We start from the raw sequence: 18,382 nt of genomic DNA on the forward strand, positions 1-18,382 counted from the left end.
CGCCACAAACGTCCGGTTCGCAGCCGCTTACAGTTAAATCCGATCGCTTTTCCTGAAAAATATTTGCCTTTTTGGTATCGTGTTGGTATTGTCGAAAAAAATCAAACGCGGAGGATCCGGATATGGAAGGCAGGCAGAACCGACCATTCGTTAACGATTCCGGGCCGATAGCCGGCATGGTCGATGACGCCCTCCCCTGCACGGCCGACCGGAGATGCCGGTGAGCGATGCGCTGCTTCTGTCCCGTCTCCAAACCGCAGGCGGCGGGCCGCTTTACGTCAAACTGAAACATGCGATCGAAGATGCGGTGCGCTGCGGCCGACTGCAGCATGGCGATGCCCTGCCGGCCGAGCGGGACATTGCCGACGAGGCCGCCATCAGCCGCGTCACGGTGCGCAAGGCGATCGACGACCTGGTGCAGGACGGCTTGCTGGTGCGCCGTCGCGGCTCCGGCACCTTCGTCGTCAGGCCCGTACCCCGCATGCAGCAGCCGCTGACGCAATTGACCTCGTTTACCGAGGACATGCGCCGTCGCGGCATGGTGGCGAGTTCCCGCTGGCTGGAGCGCGGCCTGTTCTATCCGACGCCGGAAGAAACCATGATGCTGGGGCTTGGCGGCACGGCGCAGGTGGCGCGCATCCTGCGCGTGCGGCTGGCCAACGACCTGCCGATCGCGCTGGAGCGCACCAGCCTGCCGGACGATATCCTCAGCGATCCGCAGATCATCGAGGATTCGCTCTATCAGGCGCTGGATGCCCAGGGCACCCGGCCGGTCCGCGCCAATCAGCGCATTTCCGCCTGCCTTCTGACAGAGGAGGAAACCGTACTGCTCGGCGTTCCGCCGGGCTCGGCGGCCCTGTCGGTGCAACGCATCGCCTATCTCGACACCGGCCGGGTGATGGAAGTGTCGCGGGCCCTTTATCGCAGCGATGCCTATGACCTTGTCGCCGAACTGACCCTCGGATCTCCGTAACGCTCTCCGTCCTCCCAGAAAGCCTTTTCAATGCCCACAACCATGCGCCAGGAAATCGACGAGATCCCGCAGGCCGCGGCCCGTCTGCTCGATCAATCGGCGGCCGCCATCCGCCAAGCCGGTGCAGCACTCCGGGCGCGCGATCCGAATGTCGTCGTCACGGTCGCCCGCGGCTCCTCCGATCACGCCGCGCATTTCCTCAAATACGCGATAGAGCTGCAGTTCGGCATTCCCGTCGCCTCGCTCGGTCCGTCGCTCGCCTCGATCTACGAGACGCCGCTTAGGCTCGAACGGGCCGCGGCCTTTGCCGTCTCGCAGTCGGGCGCGAGCCCCGATATCGTCGCCATGACCCATGCAGCCCGGGACGGCGGCGCCCTGACGCTGGCCCTGGTCAACACCCTGCCCTCGCCGCTCGGCAATGCCGCAACCCTTGCGATCGACATCAAGGCCGGACCGGAAATCGCTGTTGCCGCCACCAAGAGCTTCGTCAATTCTGCCGCCGCCGGGCTTGCGATCCTTGCCGAATGGAGCGACGACAAGGCGCTGCTGGCCGCCGTCGCCGCCCTGCCCGATCATCTGGCCGCAGCGCTAAAGCTGGACTGGAGTGCCTTGATCGGTCCTCTGAGCTCAGCCCGATCGCTCTATATGCTGGGCCGCGGTCCGGCGCTGGCGATTGCCGCCGAAGCGGCGCTGAAATGCAAGGAAACCTGCGAACTGCATGCCGAGGCCTATTCCTCGGCGGAAGTGCTGCATGGCCCGGTGTCGCTGGTGGCGCCGGCCTTCCCGGTTCTGGCTTTCGCGGCCCGCGACAAGGCGGAAGCCTCGGTCGCGGACATGGCCTCGAGCCTCGCCGCCAAGAATGCCGATATCTACATCACCTCGGATAAAGGCGCAGGCGTCACCCACCTGCCGCATATCGCCACCGGCCATGCCTTTACCGATGCGCTGGCGCTGATCGTGCCCTATTACGGCATGGTCGAACAGCTGTCGCGGGCCCGCGGATTCAATCCGGATGCGCCGGTGGCTTTGAAGAAGGTAACAGAGACAAAATGACTGCCCCGCTTGCCCTGACCGGCGCCCGCATTTTCACCGGCGAGACCTTTCTGGAGGGCCATGCCCTGGTGATCGAGGATGGCCGCGTCCTGGCCCTCCAGCCACTCGGAGAGCTTGCGCCTGATGTGCCGCGCCTGCCGGTCGATGGCCAGATCATCGTGCCGGGCTTTATCGACCTGCAGGTCAATGGCGGCGGTGGCGTGCTGCTCAACAACGACCCGAGCGAAGAGGGCATCCGCCGCATCTGCGCGGCCCATGCCCGTTTCGGCACGACAGCCCTGCTGCCGACACTGATCACCGACGGGCCTGACATCAAGACGCAGGCCATCGAGGCCGGCACGGCCGCCTTTGCTCATCGCATGCCCGGCTATCTCGGCTTGCATCTGGAAGGCCCGCATCTGTCGAAAGCCCGCAAGGGCACCCATGATCCGGACCTGATCCGCCCGATGGAAGAAGCCGATCTCGAGCGGCTGATCGGCAGTTTCGGCCGCTTCGGCAAGGCGCTGATCACCGTTGCGCCCGAAAGCGTGACACAGGCGCAGGTAACCGCGCTCGCCACAGCGGGCTATATCGTCAGCCTCGGCCATAGCGATGTGACATGCGACATAGCGCTGTCCTATGCAGAGGCCGGGGCTTCGATGCTCACCCATCTGTTCAACGCCATGAGCCCGCTGACCCATCGCGAGCCTGGCATGGTCGGCGCCGGGCTTTCGAGCGGCAGCCTGCATTGCGGCCTGATCGCCGACGGTTTCCATGTCGATCCGGTCGCCATGGGCATCGCGCTGCGCGCCAAGACGGGTCCTGCCCATATTTTCCTGGTCACCGACGCCATGTCGACGATCGGCACGGACGACACCGGGCTTATCCTGAACGGCCGGCAGATCTACCGCCACGGCGGACGCCTGACGCTTGCCGACGGAACGCTGGCCGGCGCCGATATCGACATGCTGTCCTGCGTTCGCTATGTGCACGAGACACTGGGCCTGCCGCTGGAAGAAGCGCTGCGCATGGCCTCCGCCTATCCGGCCGAGGCGATCGGCGCGATGACCAAGGGGCATTTGAGCGCGGGTTACGACGCCGATTTCGTGCTGCTGTCGCCCGATTTGACCCTTCACTCGACCTGGATCGGCGGTGTCTCCGTCCATCAAGCCTAGTTTACAGCCGGAGCCGGACACTATGATCGTTTGTTTCGATATCGGCGGCACGGCCATCAAGGGCGCGGTGGCCTACGCCCCCGACGATATCCGCGCCTTTCCGCGCCGCCCGACCCCCGGCGATGATTTCGACGCCTTTGTCGAGACACTGAGGGCGGTGATTGCCGAGAGTGGCGGGACGCCGGCCTGCGTGTCGATCTCGATCGCCGGCGTCATCGATCCCGACACGCACCGGGCGATCGTCGCCAATATTCCCTGCATCCATGGCCGGACGCTGTCCGCCGACCTCGCGCAAGCGCTCGACCTGCCGGTGATCGTCGCCAACGATGCCGATTGTTTCGCCATTGCCGAGGCCAGCATCGGTGCCGGACAAGGTCATCGCGTCGTCTTCGGCGCCATCATGGGCTCCGGCGTCGGCGGCGGCCTGGTTATCGACGGCAGACTGATCAATTCCGACGGCGGCTTTGCCGGCGAATGGGGCCACGGACCGGTTGCCGCGACCACGGCCGGCCACCCGCCGGTCGCCATTCCGCCGATTCCATGCGGTTGTGGCCTGAAAGGCTGCATCGATGCCACCTGCAGCGCGCGCGGCATGGAAAAACTGCACAGCTTCCTGCACGGCGAGACCTTGACCAGCGAGGAAATCATCTCGGCCTGGCAGGACGGCGATCCGATGGCGGCGCGCACCATCGAAATCCTGGTCGATATCATCGCCTCGCCGTTGGCCCTGGTCATCAACGTCACCGGCGCCACGATCGTCCCGGTCGGCGGCGGTTTGTCCAACTCCCCGGAATTGCTGGAGGCTATCGACGTGGCCGTCAAAGCCCGCATTCTCCGTCGCTTCGATCGGCCCCTGGTCGTGCCTGCCACCTGCCGGGTCGAGCCAGGACTGATCGGCGCGGCATTGCTCGGTCTTCGCGTCAGCGGCGAGACATCCTGACATTCAAAACAATTTCACGACAGCGCGTGTGCAGCCCGATTTTAACGTGCTAGACTTTTAGCAACTGCAGCATTGCAGCCACCACGTCACCACACACGCCCGATCAGACCATCGACGCGGCGCAGTTTTCTTGCGACGCGGAGCCGCATCATCTATGACGATCTTCTCGGTCAGACATATCACGGCCTATCAGTACCGGCGCCCGGTGGAATTCGGCGAGCACCGGATGATGTTTCGCCCGCGCGACAGCTTCGACCAGCGCCTGCTCGACGTCTCCATCAAGGTCGATCCGGAGCCGAGCTATATCCGCTGGATCCACGACGTCTTCGGCAATTGCGTGGCACTTGTCGGCCTTTCGAAACCCGCCAAGGAGCTCCGCTTCGAGACCCATATCCGTCTCGACCATACCCCGCATCTGGCGCTCGACCTGCAGATCGACGAAGACGCCAAGACCTATCCCTTTGCCTATGATCCCGACGAGATCGCCGATCTCGAACAGACGATCAAGCGCCATTGCCCCGACCCGGACGACGCCGTCGGCCGCTGGGTGCGCCAGTTTGTGCTGATCGGCCAGCCGACGGAAACCGGCCGTCTGCTGATGACCCTGTGCAACGGCATTCACGAGAGCTTTGCCTATGCGCGGCGGCTGGAGCGCGGCACGCAGCTGCCGCTGGAGACATTGAAACTGCGCCGCGGCACCTGTCGCGACTTTGCCCTTCTGATGATGGAAGCCGCCCGTGCCCTCGGTCTCGCCGCCCGCTTCGTCACCGGCTATATCTACGTTCCGGATCGCGATGGCTCCACGACTTTGGGCGGCGGATCGACCCATGCCTGGTGCCAGATCTATCTGCCGGGCGCCGGCTGGGTCGAGTTCGATCCGACCAATGGCATCGTCGGCAATCGCGACCTGATCCGCGTCGCGGTCGCCCGCACGCCCCACCAGGCCATTCCGCTCTACGGCAGCTATGACGGCGAGGCGAAGGATTTTAAAGACATGTCCGTACAGGTCAACGTGACGACGGAGCGGACGATCGAAGAATTATTATGAGACCATGGTCCGGCGGCGGAACCGCCGGCCCATCAGTGCGTTCCCGATAAACCCTTGCCGATTTGGCCGGCACCTTTCTCAACTTAAAAGGATATACGATGAAGATTCGCGCCGGGTTCACATTGCAATATGAATGCCCCCAGCCGACCGCCATGCTGCTCGTGCTGAACATTCACCCCTCTCGGCGCATCGACCTCCTGAGCGACCAGGTTCTGACCTTCGACCAGCCCATCGAGGCGGTCGGCTATATCGACGGTTTCGGCAATGCCTGCTCGCGGATCGTCGCGCCGCGCGGCCTGACGACCATCAAGACGGATTTCGAGATCTACGACAGCGGCCAGCCGGACGTGCTGCCGGAAAATGCGGTCCAGCACGATATCAAGGACCTGCCCGACGACGTGCTGGTCTTCCTGCTCGGTAGCCGATACTGCGACACCGACCGTCTGGCCGACTTTGCCTGGAGCCAGTTTTCCGAAACGCCGCTCGGCTGGCCGCGGGTCAAGGCCATTTTGAATTTCGTGCATCAGCACATCGCTTTCGATTACCAGAAGGCCGATTCGACCCGCAGTGCGTTTGGCGGCTTCACCGACCAGACCGGCGTCTGCCGTGACTTTGCGCATCTCGCCATCACCCTGTGCCGCTGCATGAACATCCCGGCCCGCTATTGCACCGGCTATCTCGGCGATATCGGCGTGCCGGTCGATGTCAATCCGATGGATTTCAGCGCCTGGTTCCAGGTCTATCTTGGCGGCAACTGGCACACGGTCGACGCCCGGCACAACAAGCCGCGGATCGGCCGCATCCTGATGGCAACCGGTCGCGACGCGACCGACGTGGCGCTGTCGACCACCTTCGGCCCGACCACGCTGGCCCATTTCGAAGTGGTCACCGACGAAATCCCGGTGAACTGAACAACCACCAAGATCTGACCATAAAATCTGGCATGCGGCGCTTAAAGAGCGCCGCATGCCTTTTTATTGCGCTCTTTTCAGTTTGCACAAAAAACCATCTTGACGTCAGCAAGGATTTGCCTTTCACTGAACCAATCACAAATTGGTTCGGACCATTCAGCGTCATGCCCGACAACCTGCCCACCGAAAATTCCAATTATGCACTGGAGCGGCTGCGCGATCTGTTGCGCCACGGCGAGATCGGCGACGATGGCAAGCTGCCGACCGAGCGCATGCTGTCGGAGAAGCTGGGCTTAAGCCGCCGCGCCATCCGCCGGGCGCTGGAGGTACTTGAGGCCGAAGGTGCCATCTGGCGCAAACAGGGCTCCGGCACCTATGTCGGCCAGAAGCCGGACGAATGGAGCGGCCAGGTGGAGACGATCGTCGCCGGCACCAATGTCATGGAGATCATGGAGGTGCGCCTGCGCATCGAGCCGCAGCTGGCGCAACTGGCAGCCCTTCGCGCCAAGGGCAGCGATATCGACCGGATGCGCGAACTCGCGCAAAAAATCCATGGCAGCGAGGATGCCGATGCCAAGGAGCTTTGGGACGGCGCGTTGCACCGGCAGATCGCCCAGGCCGCCGGCAACCAGCTGTTCCTGTCGATCTTCGACGTCATCAACCGGGTGCGCCAGGACGATGCCTGGCAGGCGATCCGCGAGCGGGCCCGCAGCAGCGCCAATGCCATGGGGATTTCCAATGCCCAGCATGCCGCCATCATCGACGCCATTGCGGCGCGCGATCCGGCCAAGGCCGGCGAAGCGATGCGCCAGCATCTGCTGATACTGCAGGAACGGCTGATCCGCCAGACATCCATGGACCACTTGGAGGGCGAGCCGCTCGGCCATGTGTCCTGAGACCTGAATTCCGGCTGTGGCCGGACGAAGACCTACGTCGGGGAAACAACCGGCGAGACCCCTAAGAGAACAGAGAACCAGACCAGAGGATTCCATCACCATGACCATACTGTCCCGTTTTTCCACCCTGCTGCTGGCAAGCGCTTTGCTCGCGAGCCCCGCTTTGTCGACCGAGCTTCGCATTGGCTTGCAGGACGATGCCGACGTGCTGGACCCGGCCCAGTCCCGCACCTTCGTCGGCCGCATCGTCTATACTGCCATGTGCGACAAGCTGGTCGACGTGTCCCCGGACCTGAAGATCGTTCCGCAGCTCGCCACCGAATGGGCCTGGTCGGCCGACGGCAAGGAACTGACCATGAAACTGCGCGAAGGCGTCAAGTTTCATGACGACACGCCGATGAACGCCGCCGCCGTCGTCGCCACCATCGAGCGCAACATGACGCTGCCGGAATCGCGCCGCAAGAGCGAGCTGAGCTCGGTCGCCAAGGTCGAAGCCACCAGCGACTACGAGGTGAAGTTCACGCTGAAGGCGCCTGACGTCACGCTGCTCGCCCAGCTCTCCGACCGCGCCGGCATGATCGTCTCGCCGAAGGCTGCCGCCGAACTCGGCGCCAATTTCGGCTCCAAACCGGTCTGCGCCGGCCCGTTCAAATTCGTCGAACGCGTCCAGCAGGACCGCATTGTTCTGGAGAAATTCGCCGACTACTGGGACAAGGACAAGGTGTTTATCGACAAGGTCACCTATCTGCCGATCCCCGACACGACAGTGCGTCTTGCCAACCTGCGCTCCGGCGAACTCGACATGATCGAGCGCCTCGCCGCCACCGATGCCACGTCCGTCAAGGAAGATGCCAGCCTCACCTATTCCGACGTCGTCAATATCGGCTACATGGCGCTCTATGTGAACATCGCCAATGGCCCGCGCGCCGACAATCCGCTTGGCAAGGACAAGCGTCTGCGCCAGGCCTTTTCGCTGGCCATCGACCGCGAAGCGCTGAACCAGGTGGTCTATGAAGGCACGGCCGTCGGCGGCAACCAGCCCTTCCCGCCGAACAGCCCGTGGTTCAACAAGGACCTGCCGGTACCGACCCGCGATCTTGAGAAGGCCAAGGCGCTGATCAAGGAAGCCGGCTTCGAGCGGGTGCCGATCGAGATGCAGATCCCCAACAATCCGGTTGCCGCCCAGATGATGCAGATCGTTCAGGCCATGGTGGCCGAGGCCGGCTTCGATGTCAGCCTGAAGACCACCGAGTTTGCGACATTGCTCAGCGAGCAAACCGCCGGCAATTATCAGCTCAGCCGCTCCGATTGGTCCGGCCGCGTCGATCCCGACGGCAACCTGCACCAGTTCGTCACCTGCAAGGGCGGCATCAACGACAGCAAATACTGCAATCCCGAAGTGGATACGCTGCTGAACGAGGCCCGCGCCTCCACCGACCAGGCGGTGCGCAAGCAGAAATACGATGCCGCCGGCAAGATCCTCAACGACGACCTGCCGATCATCTATCTTGGCCACCAGTCGTGGATCTGGGCGACCAAAAAAGAGGTCACCGGCTTCACACCTTCGCCGGACGGCATGATCCGCCTGCTCGGCGTCAAGAAAGGCTGATCAGTCCTCCATCATCCTACGGCGTGCCGCGGCGCTCCGTAGGACGTCCCGCAATCAGGACCGTAACCCCATGCATATCTACATCGGAAAACGGCTGCTGGTCGCCATCCCGACATTGCTGATCGTGTCGATCTTCGTGTTCTCCCTGCAGAAACTGCTCCCAGGCGACCCGATCCTCGCCATGGCCGGCGAAGAGCGCGATCCGCAGGTCATCGAATTCCTGCGCGAGAAATACCGCCTCAACGATCCCGTCGTCTATCAATACGGCTACTGGATCGCCAATGTGCTGCAGGGCGATTTCGGCATGTCGTTGCGTACCAACCAGCCGGTGCTGGAACTGATCGGTGAAAAACTGCCAGTCACCATCCAGCTCGCCGTGATGTCGATGATCTTCGCCTTTGTCATCGGCGTGCCGATCGGCATCCTGGCCGCCGTCAAGAAGAATACGATGATCGATTATATCGCCAACATCGTTGCGCTGTCCGGTCTCTCCATCCCGAATTTCTGGCTCGGCATCATGCTGATCCTGCTGGTCTCGGTAAAGCTCGGCTGGCTGCCGGCCTCCGGGTACGAATCGATCTTCGTCGATCCCGTACGCTCCATCGAAACCATGATCATGCCCGCCTTCGTGCTGGGCAATGCACTGGCGGCCACCTTGATGCGCCACACCCGCTCGGCCATGCTCAGCGTCATGAAGGCCGACTATATCCGCACGGCGCGCGCCAAGGGCCTGTCGGAACGGGTCGTCATCCTCAGCCACACCTTCCGCAATGCGCTTCTGCCGATCGTGACGCTCAGCGCCCTGCTGTTCGGCGAACTGCTGGCCGGCGCCGTGCTGACCGAGCAGATCTTCACCATTCCCGGCTTCGGCAAGCTGATCGTCGATGCCGTGTTCAACCGCGATTATGCCGTCGTGCAGGGCGTGGTTCTGTGCACCGCCATCGGCTTCATCCTGATGAACCTCATCGCCGACGTGCTCTATGTCCTCCTCAATCCGCGCATGAGGGCCAGCCTATGACCACCCTTCAACCAACGGCGGGCGTGGTATCACCGCCTAAAAGCGGCAACCGCGCCTGGCGCAAGCTGAAAGCCAATCGCAGCGCCCTGGTTGGCCTCTGCATCATCCTGTTCTTCGTGCTTCTGGCCCTGTCCGCACCTTTGCTGCCGATCGCCGATCCGCTGGCCACCAGCTGGACCGCCATCCGCAAGGCACCGTCGGCCGCCCATTGGATGGGCACCGACGATATCGGCCGCGATATCCTGTCGCGCATGATCTGGGGCGCCCAGGCTTCGCTGATGGCCGGCATCTTCTCGGTCGCCATCTCCATCGTCATCGGCGTGCCCTTCGGCCTGATCGCCGGCTATTTCGGCGGCTGGGTCGACCAGGTGATCTCGCGCATCACGGAAGCCTGTCTCGCCCTTCCCTTTCTGATCATGGCGATCGCGCTGGCAGCCTTTCTGGGCCCGAGCCTCACCAATGCGATGATCGCCATCGGCCTGTCGGCCATGCCGGTCTTCGTGCGGCTGACCCGCGGCCAGGTGCTGGCGGTCAAGACCGAGGATTATGTCGAAGGCGCCCGCTCGATCGGCCTTGGCCATCTCGACATCATGCTGCGTTACATCTGCCCAATATCACCGCGCCGATCATCGTCCAGGCGACCCTGACGGTGGCGACCGCCATCATCGCCGAGGCCAGCCTCTCCTTCCTCGGTCTCGGCCAGCAGCCGCCGTCGCCCAGCTGGGGCTCGATGCTCAACGTGGCGAAGAATTTCCTCGACCAGGCCCCGTGGATGGCCATGTGGCCGGGGGCGGCGATCTTCCTGGTGGTGATCGGTTTCAATCTGCTCGGCGACGGTCTGCGCGATGCGCTCGACCCCCGGGAATCCTAAGAAAATAGAGAGTGAAGGAACAGTCGATGACTGAGTTTACCACCCGCCCGGAGATCCTTGGCACGTTCGGCGTCGTGACCTCCACCCACTGGATCGCCTCGGCCGTCGGCATGAGCATCCTGGAAAAGGGCGGCAATGCCTTTGACGCCGCGGTCGCGGCCGGTTTCGTGCTGCAGATTCTCGAGCCGCATCTGGTTGGCCCCGGCGGCGACATGCCGGCGCTGATCTATTCGGCCAAAACCGGCAAGGTCGAGGTGATCTGCGCGCAAGGAACCGCACCGGCCGGCGCGACGATCGAGCATTACACAAAAGAGGGTCTGTCGATCATCCCCGGCGACGGATTGCTCGCCACCGTCATTCCCGGCGCCTTCGACGGCTGGATGCTGATGCTGCGCGATTATGGCACGATGACCGTGCGCGACGTGCTGGAGCCTGCCATCCATTATGCCGAACACGGCCATCCCATGCTGCCGCGCGTTTCGGCCACCATCAAGGGTCTGGCCGATTTCTTCGAGAAGGAATGGCCGACATCCTATGAAACCTGGCTGCCGGGCGGCGTGGCGCCCGAGCCGCATGCGCTGTTTCGCAATCCGGTCCTCGCCGCCACCTATACCCGTATCGTCAAGGAGTCCGAAAGCGCCACCGGCCGCGAAAACCAGATCGAGGCGGCCCGTGATGCCTTCTACCGCGGCTTCGTTGCCGAGGCGATCGAGGACTATCTGAAAACAGCCGAGGTGACGGATGCCAGCGGCAGCCGCCACAAGGGCGTCCTGACCGCGCAGGACATGGCCGGCTGGTCGGCGACGGTGGAAGCGCCGCAGACCTATGACTATCACGGCTGGACCGTCGCCAAGACGGGTCCTTGGGGCCAGGGGCCGGTGCTGCTGCAATCGCTGGCACTGCTGAACGGCATCGACGTCGCGGCCATGGACCCGCTCGGTGCCGATTTCGTGCACACCGTCGTCGAGACGATGAAGCTCGCCTATGCCGACCGCGAGGTCTATTACGGCGACCCGGCCTTTGCCACCATACCGATGGAGCAATTGCTGTCGGATGGCTATAACGACCAGCGCCGCAAGCTGATCGGCACGACCGCCTCGATGGATCTGCGTCCGGGCCGATTGCCGGGCTTCGAGACCCAGCACGACCTGACCATGGAGATGCTGGCTTCCATGTCGGGCACCGGTGCCGTCTACGAGCCGACCATGTCGCATCTGACGGAAAAGCGCGGCGACACCGTGCATATCGACGTCATCGACCGCGACGGCAACATGGTCTCCGTCACGCCGTCCGGCGGCTGGCTGCAGTCCTCGCCGATCGTGCCCGGCCTCGGCTTCTGCCTCAATTCGCGTGCCCAGATGTTCTGGCTGAAGCCGGGCCTGCCGACCTCGCTCTCGCCGGGCAAGCGGCCGCGCACCACGCTGACGCCGTCGATCGCCTTTTACGAAGGCCGCCCGACGCTCGCCTTCGGCACGCCCGGCGGCGACCAGCAGGATCAGTGGCAGCTGTCCTTCTTCCTGCGCTATGTGCATCACAAGCAGAACCTGCAGGCGGCGATCGACATGCCGCTGTTCCACACCGCCCATTTCCCCGGCTCCTTTTATCCGCGCACCAGCCAGCCGGGCAATGTGATGATCGAACGCACTATCGGCACCGACGTGCTCACGGCGCTCCGAGCCATGGGCCACGACATCACCGAGGCCGATCCCTGGAGCATCGGTCGCCTGACCGCGGCACGGCGCGATGCCGACGGCCTGCTGCGGGCCGCCGCCACGCCGCGGCTGATGCAAGCCTATGCGATCGGGAGATAATCGATGACCTGGTCCATTGTTGCGCGCGATCCTGACACCGGCCATCTCGGCATTGCCGTCGCCAGCCGCTTCTTTGCGGTCGGCGCCGCCGTTCCCCACATCCGCGGCCGCATTGGCGCCATTGCTACCCAGGCTTTCGTCAGCCCGATCTATGGCACGGACGGCCTGGCGCTGCTGTCCGAGGGCCATTCTCCCGACGAGATCATCGCGATCCTGACCGGTCGCGACGACGGCGCCCAGCAGCGGCAGATGCACCTGATCGACGCGGAAGGCCGCAATGGCGCCTTTACCGGCGCAAAATGCATCGACTGGGCAGGCCATCTGGTCGACGACAATGTCTCGGTGGCCGGCAATATGCTGGCCGGACCCGAGGTCATTGCCGAGACCTTGCGGGTCTACAAAGAGACCGCAGGCGCACCGCTGGCCGAGCGCCTGCTGGCCGCCATGGATGCCGGCGAGGCGGCCGGTGGCGACAAGCGCGGCCGGCAATCGGCGGCGCTGAAGATTTACCGCGACCAGGACTATGCCTGGCTCGATATCCGCGCCGACGACCATCTCGATCCGCTGTCCGAACTGCGCCGGCTCTATGCCGTGGCGCAGGAGCGTTTCCTGCATGTCGCAGAGACCATGCCGACCCGCGACAATCCGCATGGCCTGATCGACCGCCGGCTGATCGACGAGAAGATTGCAGCCCTTGAGGCCGCCCGCATCGCTGAGGGCCGCCCCTCGCCCTCCTTTGCCACGCCGCTGAAGCCCGCATGAGCCAGAACCGCAGCCCCAGGATCGGATCCGCAAAGCCATGAACCCCATGACCACAGCTGCCGCTCAAACCGAGACACCCGCCGTTCTCTCCGTCGAGGGGCTGACGACCTCCTTCCTGGTCGACGGTCAGTGGCGGCCGGTGGTGCGCAACATTTCCTTCGATGTGAAGCCCGGCGAGACAGTGGCGATCGTCGGCGAATCCGGTTCCGGCAAGAGCGTCACTTCCCTGTCGATCATGCGGCTTCTGGCCCGCGACCAGTCCAAAGTCGAAGGCCGGGTCTGGCTGAACGGCCGCGATATTCTGGCGCTGTCGGAAAAGGACATGCAGAAGGTGCGCGGCAACGAGGCCTCGATGATCTTCCAGGAGCCGATGACCAGCCTCAACCCGATTTTCACGATCGGACGGCAGATCTCCGAAGTGCTGACCCGCCACAAGGGCCTGTCGAAGGCAGAGGCGCGCGGTGAGACCATCCGGCTGCTGGAAAAGGTCCGCATTCCCAATGCCGGCGACCGCTTCGACGAATATCCGCACCAGTTTTCCGGCGGCATGCGCCAGCGCGTGATGATCGCCATGGCGCTCGCCTCACGGCCGAAACTGCTGATCGCCGACGAGCCGACCACGGCGCTCGACGTGACGATCCAGGGCCAGATCCTCGATCTGATCAAGGTTCTGCAGGAAGAGGAAGGCATGTCCGTCCTCTTTATCACCCATGACATGGGCGTGGTGGCCGAAATCGCCGACCGCACCATCGTCATGCTGCGCGGCGATGTTGTCGAGCAGGGGTCGACCGCCGACGTCTTCCACCGCGGCCAGCATCCCTATACCCGCGCGCTGCTGTCCGCCGTGCCGAAGCTCGGCTCCATGCATGGCCATGCCTGGCCGCTGCGCTTCCCCGTCGTCGATATCGGCTCGGGCGAGGTGAGCGTGCCGAAGGAAGTGGCCGATACGGTCGATACCCGCAAGACGCCGGTGCTGTCGGTCAAAAACCTGGTGACGCGCTTTCCGATCCGCAGCGGCCTGTTCGGCCGCCAGACCGGCGCCGTGCATGCGGTCGAGGATATTTCCTTCGAACTTTTCCAGGGCGAGACCCTGTCGATCGTCGGCGAAAGCGGCTGCGGCAAGTCGACCACCGGGCGCTCGATCACCCGGCTGGTCGAGCCCGACAGCGGCGAGGTGCATCTTGACGGCTACAATGTGCTGACGCTGGACCAGCCGAGCCTGCGCGCCATGCGCCGCAGCGTGCAGATGATCTTCCAGGACCCGTTCTCCAGCCTCAATCCGCGCATGACGGTCGGGGCAGCGATTGCCGAACCCTATCTGAAACACCGGCTCGGCACCCGGCAAGAGGCAGAGGACAAGGTTGCCGATCTCCTGCGCAAGGTTGGCCTCGACCCGCAGATGATCGATCGTTATCCGCACGAATTCTCCGGTGGCCAGCGCCAGCGTATCGCCATCGCCCGTGCCCTGTCGCTCAACCCGAAAGTCATCGTCGCCGATGAAAGCGTCTCGGCGCTGGATGTGTCGATCAAGGCGCAGGTCTGCAATCTGCTGATGGACCTGCAGGAAGAGTTCAACCTCGCCTTCCTGTTCATCAGCCACGACATGGCGGTGGTCGAACGCATCAGCCACCGGGTCGCGGTGATGTATCTCGGCGAGATCGTCGAAATCGGCCCGCGCGCCGCGATCTTCGACAATCCGCAGCATGCCTATACGAAAAAGCTGATGGCCGCCGTGCCCGTGCCGGATCCGGCGCGCCGCGGCCTCAGGCGCAATGCGGCGATCGAGGAGCTGAAAAGCCCCGTCCGCCCCAGCGGCTACATGCCGCCCAAGCGCGTCTACCGCGAAGTCTCGAAAGGGCATTTCGTGCAGGCGGGCTGACGGAAAGGTCAGATCCTCACCAGGTCGACGCCGTCGCCCAGTTCCCGGACGGCGATGTCGACGACACTTTGCTGGTGGGTGAAGAGGATCGTCTGGAATGTGCCCGACGTGCCGGCCAGCGCCTTCAGGCCCGAGGCCGTGCGGTCGTCGTCGAAGGTCTGGAAGATGTCGTCGACGATCAGCGGTGCCGGCTCGTTGCGGCTGCAATAGTCCTCGAGGAAGGCCAGCCTGAGGGCGAGATAGAGTTGGTCGGCGGTGCCTTCGCTGAGACCGCTGAGCGGCACCCGTTCGCCGGTCGATCGTTCCGCCTTCAGATGCAGGGCGTCATCCGTGCCATAGTCCTGCACCAGTCGCGCAAACCTTCCGCCGGTCAGCACCGAGAACAGATCGCCCGCCCGCGTCATCATCGGATCGGCCTGCGCCTCGCGATAGGCTTCCATCGACGTGCCCAGCAGATGGGCGGCCAGCTTCAGCACCACCCATTGCCGGGCAAGCTCGCGCGCTTCCTGTTCGGCCGCCAGCTTCTCGAACACCGCATATTCGGCACTCTTGCCCGTCTCCAGCGCCCGGCGCTGCCGCTCGTTCTCAGCCAGCACGGCCGTCAGTTGGCCAAAGCGTTCGACATGGGCGTGATCCTCGGCCTCCAGCCGTTCGATGTCGAGATCGGCGGCCACCCGGTCGAAACCCGACAGATCAGAGCGAACCTCGTCTTCGCTACGGCCTTCGGACTGCAGATCGAAGCGCCGGCGCGATTGCATGAGCCGGGCCTCGATCTCGCGCCGCTGCTGCAGGCGCTGCAACAGCGCCGCGAGATCGTCGCCGACCGGCATGGCACTCGCCAGGGTCGACAGCACGGTTTCGGCCTCTTCGGCCTCCAGCCGGGCGCGGGCCAGGATCTGCTGCGCCCGTTCCAGCGACCGGGTGAGGCCCAGGCGCCGCTGATGATCGGCATTGGCGGCGACCACCCGTTCATGCAGGATGTCGACCACGGCATCGGCCGACAGCGTCGCCAGCTCCGGGGCGATCTCGACGGCAAGCCCGCGGGCATCGTCCTCGAACGCTTCAATGTCGCGCTCCATGCCGCGCACCCGCCGGCGGCGGTTTTCGCGCTCGGACAGCGTCGCCGGCACATCCTTCCAGACCAGGATCGAGGCCTCGGCCATTTCAACGGACGCCGTCGGAGAAAGGCCGATGGCGGCAACCGCCTCGGCAAAGACCCGGCCCCAACGCTCCGCCTCGTCGCGAAGCTCGGCCCGTCGGGCTTCCAGCTTTTCGATCGTATCGATCGACGACTGTCGCTTGCCTTCGGCCGCGCGGCTTTCCGTCCAGCGCTGGCCGATATCGCCGACATGGCGAGCAAGCGCCCGGCCGAGGGCGGAGACCGGCAGGGCGTCGTATCCCGCCAAGCCACAGGCATCGGAGAGCGCCTGGAGGACCGGAGCGATGCGCTGCTCGATCCGCTGCAACTCCGCAAGTTCGTCTTCCAGCGTGTGCAGGGCATCGCGCTGCTTGGCGAGCCCCTCGACGGCGCGGCGCCACTCGATCATCCGTTCGGCGGTGTCCGGCTGCAGATCGAGCCCGGCAAACAGCGCCTGATAATCGACGCGGACCGCCTCCAGATCGGTAGCAGCGGCCGCAGAATCCCGGTCCGCCTGCCGAACGGCCTCGTTCAGTTCTATGAGACGCAATCTGAGCTGCTGGTGGCGTGCCACGCGCTCGGCATCGGTCAGTGCGCTGTCAGCCAGCCGGTCGGCCTCGGCGATCGACCAGGCGACCTCCTGCTCCGGGACCGCCGATCCCTTGCCCGCAAAGGCCTGGAACAGCCCGTCGCGCCGCGACCGGGCCGTGGTGATATCGTCCCGCGTGACGATCGTGCCATCATGCTGCAGCCCGGCGATGTCCCGGTCGACCGTTACTTTTTCCGAAAGCAGGCCACCGAGCACCGAGGAAGCCTGCCGGGCGACAGTCGTGGCCTCGTCGATGCGCCGGCGATGCTCGGCAAGCGTGGCGAGATCCGGCAGCGGGGTGGCGAGCAGCCGGTCGAGATCGATGACCGGCGGCGACAATCTTGCAGCGGCCTCGGTCAGTTCAGACCGGGCGCGTGACATCCGCACCGCGAGGGCATCAAGCCGGGTCAACTCGGCCAGGTCCGGCTGCAGGGCGGCCAGTTGGTCGGCATAGGGTTTTGGGTCGATCAGCCGGCCGCCAGCCTTGACGCTGTCGAGATGGCTCAAATAGTCGCGCTCTTCGTCGAGCCGTTTGGCAATATCGTCGAGCTGACGCCGGATCTCCCGGCCTTCGCCGGACAGCACGCCGAGACGGGCGAGATCGGCATCGGCCGGCTGGCTCTGTTCCAGCTCGTCCGGATCGGCCGGCAGGCCGAGCTTGCGGGCCAGACCGGCGAGCCTCTGATCAAAAGCCTCGACTTCGCCCCGCACCCGCGACAGGTCCTCGCGGGCCTTCAGGTAGGAGCCTTTTTCGGCATAACCCGCCACGACACGATCGGCTGCGGCAAACACCGCCTCGTCGACCGCTGCCAGGCGAAGCTCGTCACCCAGCCGGACTGCTTCGTCCTCGGCGCTCTCAAGCGCGTCCTGCGCCTTGGTGCGCGACCGCAGCGCCTCATCCAGTTGGGCCTCAAACGAGGACGGCACCGCCTGCAGATCGGCAAAATGCAGCAGCGAGGTCTGATCGGCGTCGATCTCGCGGATCAGCGGCTCCAGCCTTTTCAGGGCGGTGAGATGCCCCAGCGCGTGGCGTGTCTGCTGCCGCGCCTGCTGCAGCGCCTTCATGTCCCGTTCGGCGTCTGCGGCGTCGGCCAGCAGTTTCTTCCAGTCGCCGGACCGCAGTTCAAGCTCCCGCTCCGCCTTGCGGGCCTCGTCATGGCGATCGAGCGCCTGATAGAACAGCCGGTCCTTGGAGCGGCGCGTGGCGAAAATTCCTTCCGCCTCGCTCTCCAGCGACTGGCGCAGCTTGCTGAGGCCCGTCAGGCCGGAGGCAGCGGAAAACAACAGGCTGCCGATTTCGCCGCCGCTGTGCAGCATTTCCAGCGCCCCCTGGCGCAAGCGGTGCGAGTTGAGGCCAAAGGCTCGCTCGAAAACATCCCGGCCGAGACTGCCGAGAAATGGCGCCAGGGCATCGTCGGCCAGCGGCGTTTCGGCCTCGCAATGGTCGATCAGCGTATTCTTGCGACCGCGCCGCCGGCGGAAGGCGAGCTGGTCCCTGTCCCGACCGGACAGAACCGCGCCGATGCGAAGGCTCGACGGTTCATGCAGAAAACTGTCCTCGGCCGCGCTCGGAAAGCCGAACAGCAGGTCGGAAATGGCTTTGAGCGCCGACGATTTTCCCGCCTCGTTCGCCCCATAGACGACATGCAGCGCGGCGCCGGGCCTGAACTCCAGCACGCGATCGGTCAGCGCGCCGTAACGCAGGATGTCGAGACGATCAAAGCGCATGG

Annotated in this window: 13 protein-coding genes and 1 pseudogene; 13 read left to right on the forward strand and 1 reads right to left on the reverse strand. The window is 64.4% G+C overall.

Annotated elements, in window-relative coordinates; translation table 11 throughout:
• Window positions 1-214 precede the first annotated feature (214 nt).
• The 13 genes and pseudogenes from HGO38_RS11610 to HGO38_RS11670 all read left to right on the forward strand — a co-directional run bounded on the left by HGO38_RS11610 (window position 215) and on the right by HGO38_RS11670 (window position 14,925).
• Window positions 215-973 (forward strand): GntR family transcriptional regulator, encoded by a 759-nt coding sequence (locus HGO38_RS11610; RefSeq protein WP_502941544.1) that lies wholly within the window; start codon window positions 215-217, stop codon window positions 971-973.
• Between the two features lie 30 nt (window positions 974-1,003).
• Window positions 1,004-2,026: an SIS domain-containing protein gene (locus tag HGO38_RS11615; protein ID WP_250956051.1), complete on the forward strand. Its 1,023-nt coding sequence runs from the start codon at window positions 1,004-1,006 to the stop codon at window positions 2,024-2,026.
• Window positions 2,023-3,180 (forward strand): N-acetylglucosamine-6-phosphate deacetylase, encoded by a 1,158-nt coding sequence (gene nagA / locus HGO38_RS11620; RefSeq protein ID WP_250956052.1) that lies wholly within the window; start codon window positions 2,023-2,025, stop codon window positions 3,178-3,180. Before HGO38_RS11615 ends, nagA begins: the two co-directional genes overlap by 4 nt.
• Window positions 3,181-3,202: 22 nt before the next feature.
• A complete protein-coding gene (locus tag HGO38_RS11625) occupies window positions 3,203-4,120 on the forward strand; it encodes an ROK family protein (RefSeq protein WP_250956053.1) in 918 nt (305 codons plus the stop codon).
• Between the two features lie 154 nt (window positions 4,121-4,274).
• Complete coding sequence (locus HGO38_RS11630; protein WP_250956054.1) at window positions 4,275-5,168, forward strand: transglutaminase family protein; 894 nt, start codon at window positions 4,275-4,277, stop codon at window positions 5,166-5,168.
• Between the two features lie 98 nt (window positions 5,169-5,266).
• Window positions 5,267-6,079, forward strand: a complete 813-nt coding sequence (locus HGO38_RS11635) for a transglutaminase-like domain-containing protein (protein WP_250956055.1) — start codon at window positions 5,267-5,269, stop codon at window positions 6,077-6,079.
• A 164-nt stretch (window positions 6,080-6,243) separates the two neighbouring features.
• The gene (locus HGO38_RS11640; protein ID WP_250956056.1) at window positions 6,244-6,975 is read left to right on the forward strand and encodes a FadR/GntR family transcriptional regulator; all 732 of its coding nucleotides are present in this window, start codon (window positions 6,244-6,246) and stop codon (window positions 6,973-6,975) included.
• Window positions 6,976-7,075: 100 nt separating this feature from the next.
• Window positions 7,076-8,584 carry an ABC transporter substrate-binding protein gene (locus HGO38_RS11645; protein ID WP_250956057.1) on the forward strand — a complete coding sequence of 503 codons (1,509 nt, stop codon included), beginning with the start codon at window positions 7,076-7,078 and terminating at the stop codon, window positions 8,582-8,584.
• 70 nt (window positions 8,585-8,654) lie between these two features.
• Window positions 8,655-9,602 (forward strand): ABC transporter permease, encoded by a 948-nt coding sequence (locus HGO38_RS11650; RefSeq protein WP_250956058.1) that lies wholly within the window; start codon window positions 8,655-8,657, stop codon window positions 9,600-9,602.
• A pseudogene (locus tag HGO38_RS11655) lies at window positions 9,599-10,473 on the forward strand (ABC transporter permease). The gene HGO38_RS11650 and the pseudogene HGO38_RS11655 overlap by 4 nt, the downstream one beginning before the upstream one ends.
• A gap of 26 nt (window positions 10,474-10,499) precedes the next feature.
• Entirely contained in the window at window positions 10,500-12,284 is a 1,785-nt protein-coding gene (locus HGO38_RS11660; protein WP_250956059.1) for a gamma-glutamyltransferase family protein, read from the forward strand.
• A gap of 3 nt (window positions 12,285-12,287) precedes the next feature.
• Window positions 12,288-13,046 carry a DUF1028 domain-containing protein gene (locus HGO38_RS11665; protein WP_250956060.1) on the forward strand — a complete coding sequence of 253 codons (759 nt, stop codon included), beginning with the start codon at window positions 12,288-12,290 and terminating at the stop codon, window positions 13,044-13,046.
• A gap of 46 nt (window positions 13,047-13,092) precedes the next feature.
• Window positions 13,093-14,925 (forward strand): ABC transporter ATP-binding protein, encoded by a 1,833-nt coding sequence (locus HGO38_RS11670; protein ID WP_250956286.1) that lies wholly within the window; start codon window positions 13,093-13,095, stop codon window positions 14,923-14,925.
• A gap of 8 nt (window positions 14,926-14,933) precedes the next feature.
• On the opposite strand, the gene HGO38_RS11675 is transcribed toward HGO38_RS11670, so the two are convergent.
• Window positions 14,934-18,380: a YhaN family protein gene (locus HGO38_RS11675; RefSeq protein WP_250956061.1), complete on the reverse strand. Its 3,447-nt coding sequence runs from the start codon at window positions 18,378-18,380 to the stop codon at window positions 14,934-14,936.
• Window positions 18,381-18,382 lie beyond the last annotated feature (2 nt).

The sequence above is a fragment of the Rhizobium sp. CG5 genome, from assembly GCF_023701945.1.
In the GTDB taxonomy this organism is placed as follows: domain Bacteria; phylum Pseudomonadota; class Alphaproteobacteria; order Rhizobiales; family Rhizobiaceae; genus Allorhizobium.

Coding starts and splice junctions, on each gene's coding strand:
- HGO38_RS11630 (WP_250956054.1), top strand. CDS start 4,275: ATGACGATCTTCTCGGTCAGACATATCACGGCCTATCAGTACCGGCGC.
- HGO38_RS11615 (WP_250956051.1), top strand. CDS start 1,004: ATGCCCACAACCATGCGCCAGGAAATCGACGAGATCCCGCAGGCCGCG.
- HGO38_RS11670 (WP_250956286.1), top strand. CDS start 13,093: ATGACCACAGCTGCCGCTCAAACCGAGACACCCGCCGTTCTCTCCGTC.
- HGO38_RS11640 (WP_250956056.1), top strand. CDS start 6,244: ATGCCCGACAACCTGCCCACCGAAAATTCCAATTATGCACTGGAGCGG.
- HGO38_RS11610 (WP_502941544.1), top strand. CDS start 215: ATGCCGGTGAGCGATGCGCTGCTTCTGTCCCGTCTCCAAACCGCAGGC.
- HGO38_RS11675 (WP_250956061.1), bottom strand. CDS start 18,380: ATGCGCTTTGATCGTCTCGACATCCTGCGTTACGGCGCGCTGACCGAT.
- HGO38_RS11625 (WP_250956053.1), top strand. CDS start 3,203: ATGATCGTTTGTTTCGATATCGGCGGCACGGCCATCAAGGGCGCGGTG.
- HGO38_RS11665 (WP_250956060.1), top strand. CDS start 12,288: ATGACCTGGTCCATTGTTGCGCGCGATCCTGACACCGGCCATCTCGGC.
- HGO38_RS11660 (WP_250956059.1), top strand. CDS start 10,500: ATGACTGAGTTTACCACCCGCCCGGAGATCCTTGGCACGTTCGGCGTC.
- HGO38_RS11635 (WP_250956055.1), top strand. CDS start 5,267: ATGAAGATTCGCGCCGGGTTCACATTGCAATATGAATGCCCCCAGCCG.
- HGO38_RS11650 (WP_250956058.1), top strand. CDS start 8,655: ATGCATATCTACATCGGAAAACGGCTGCTGGTCGCCATCCCGACATTG.
- nagA (WP_250956052.1), top strand. CDS start 2,023: ATGACTGCCCCGCTTGCCCTGACCGGCGCCCGCATTTTCACCGGCGAG.
- HGO38_RS11645 (WP_250956057.1), top strand. CDS start 7,076: ATGACCATACTGTCCCGTTTTTCCACCCTGCTGCTGGCAAGCGCTTTG.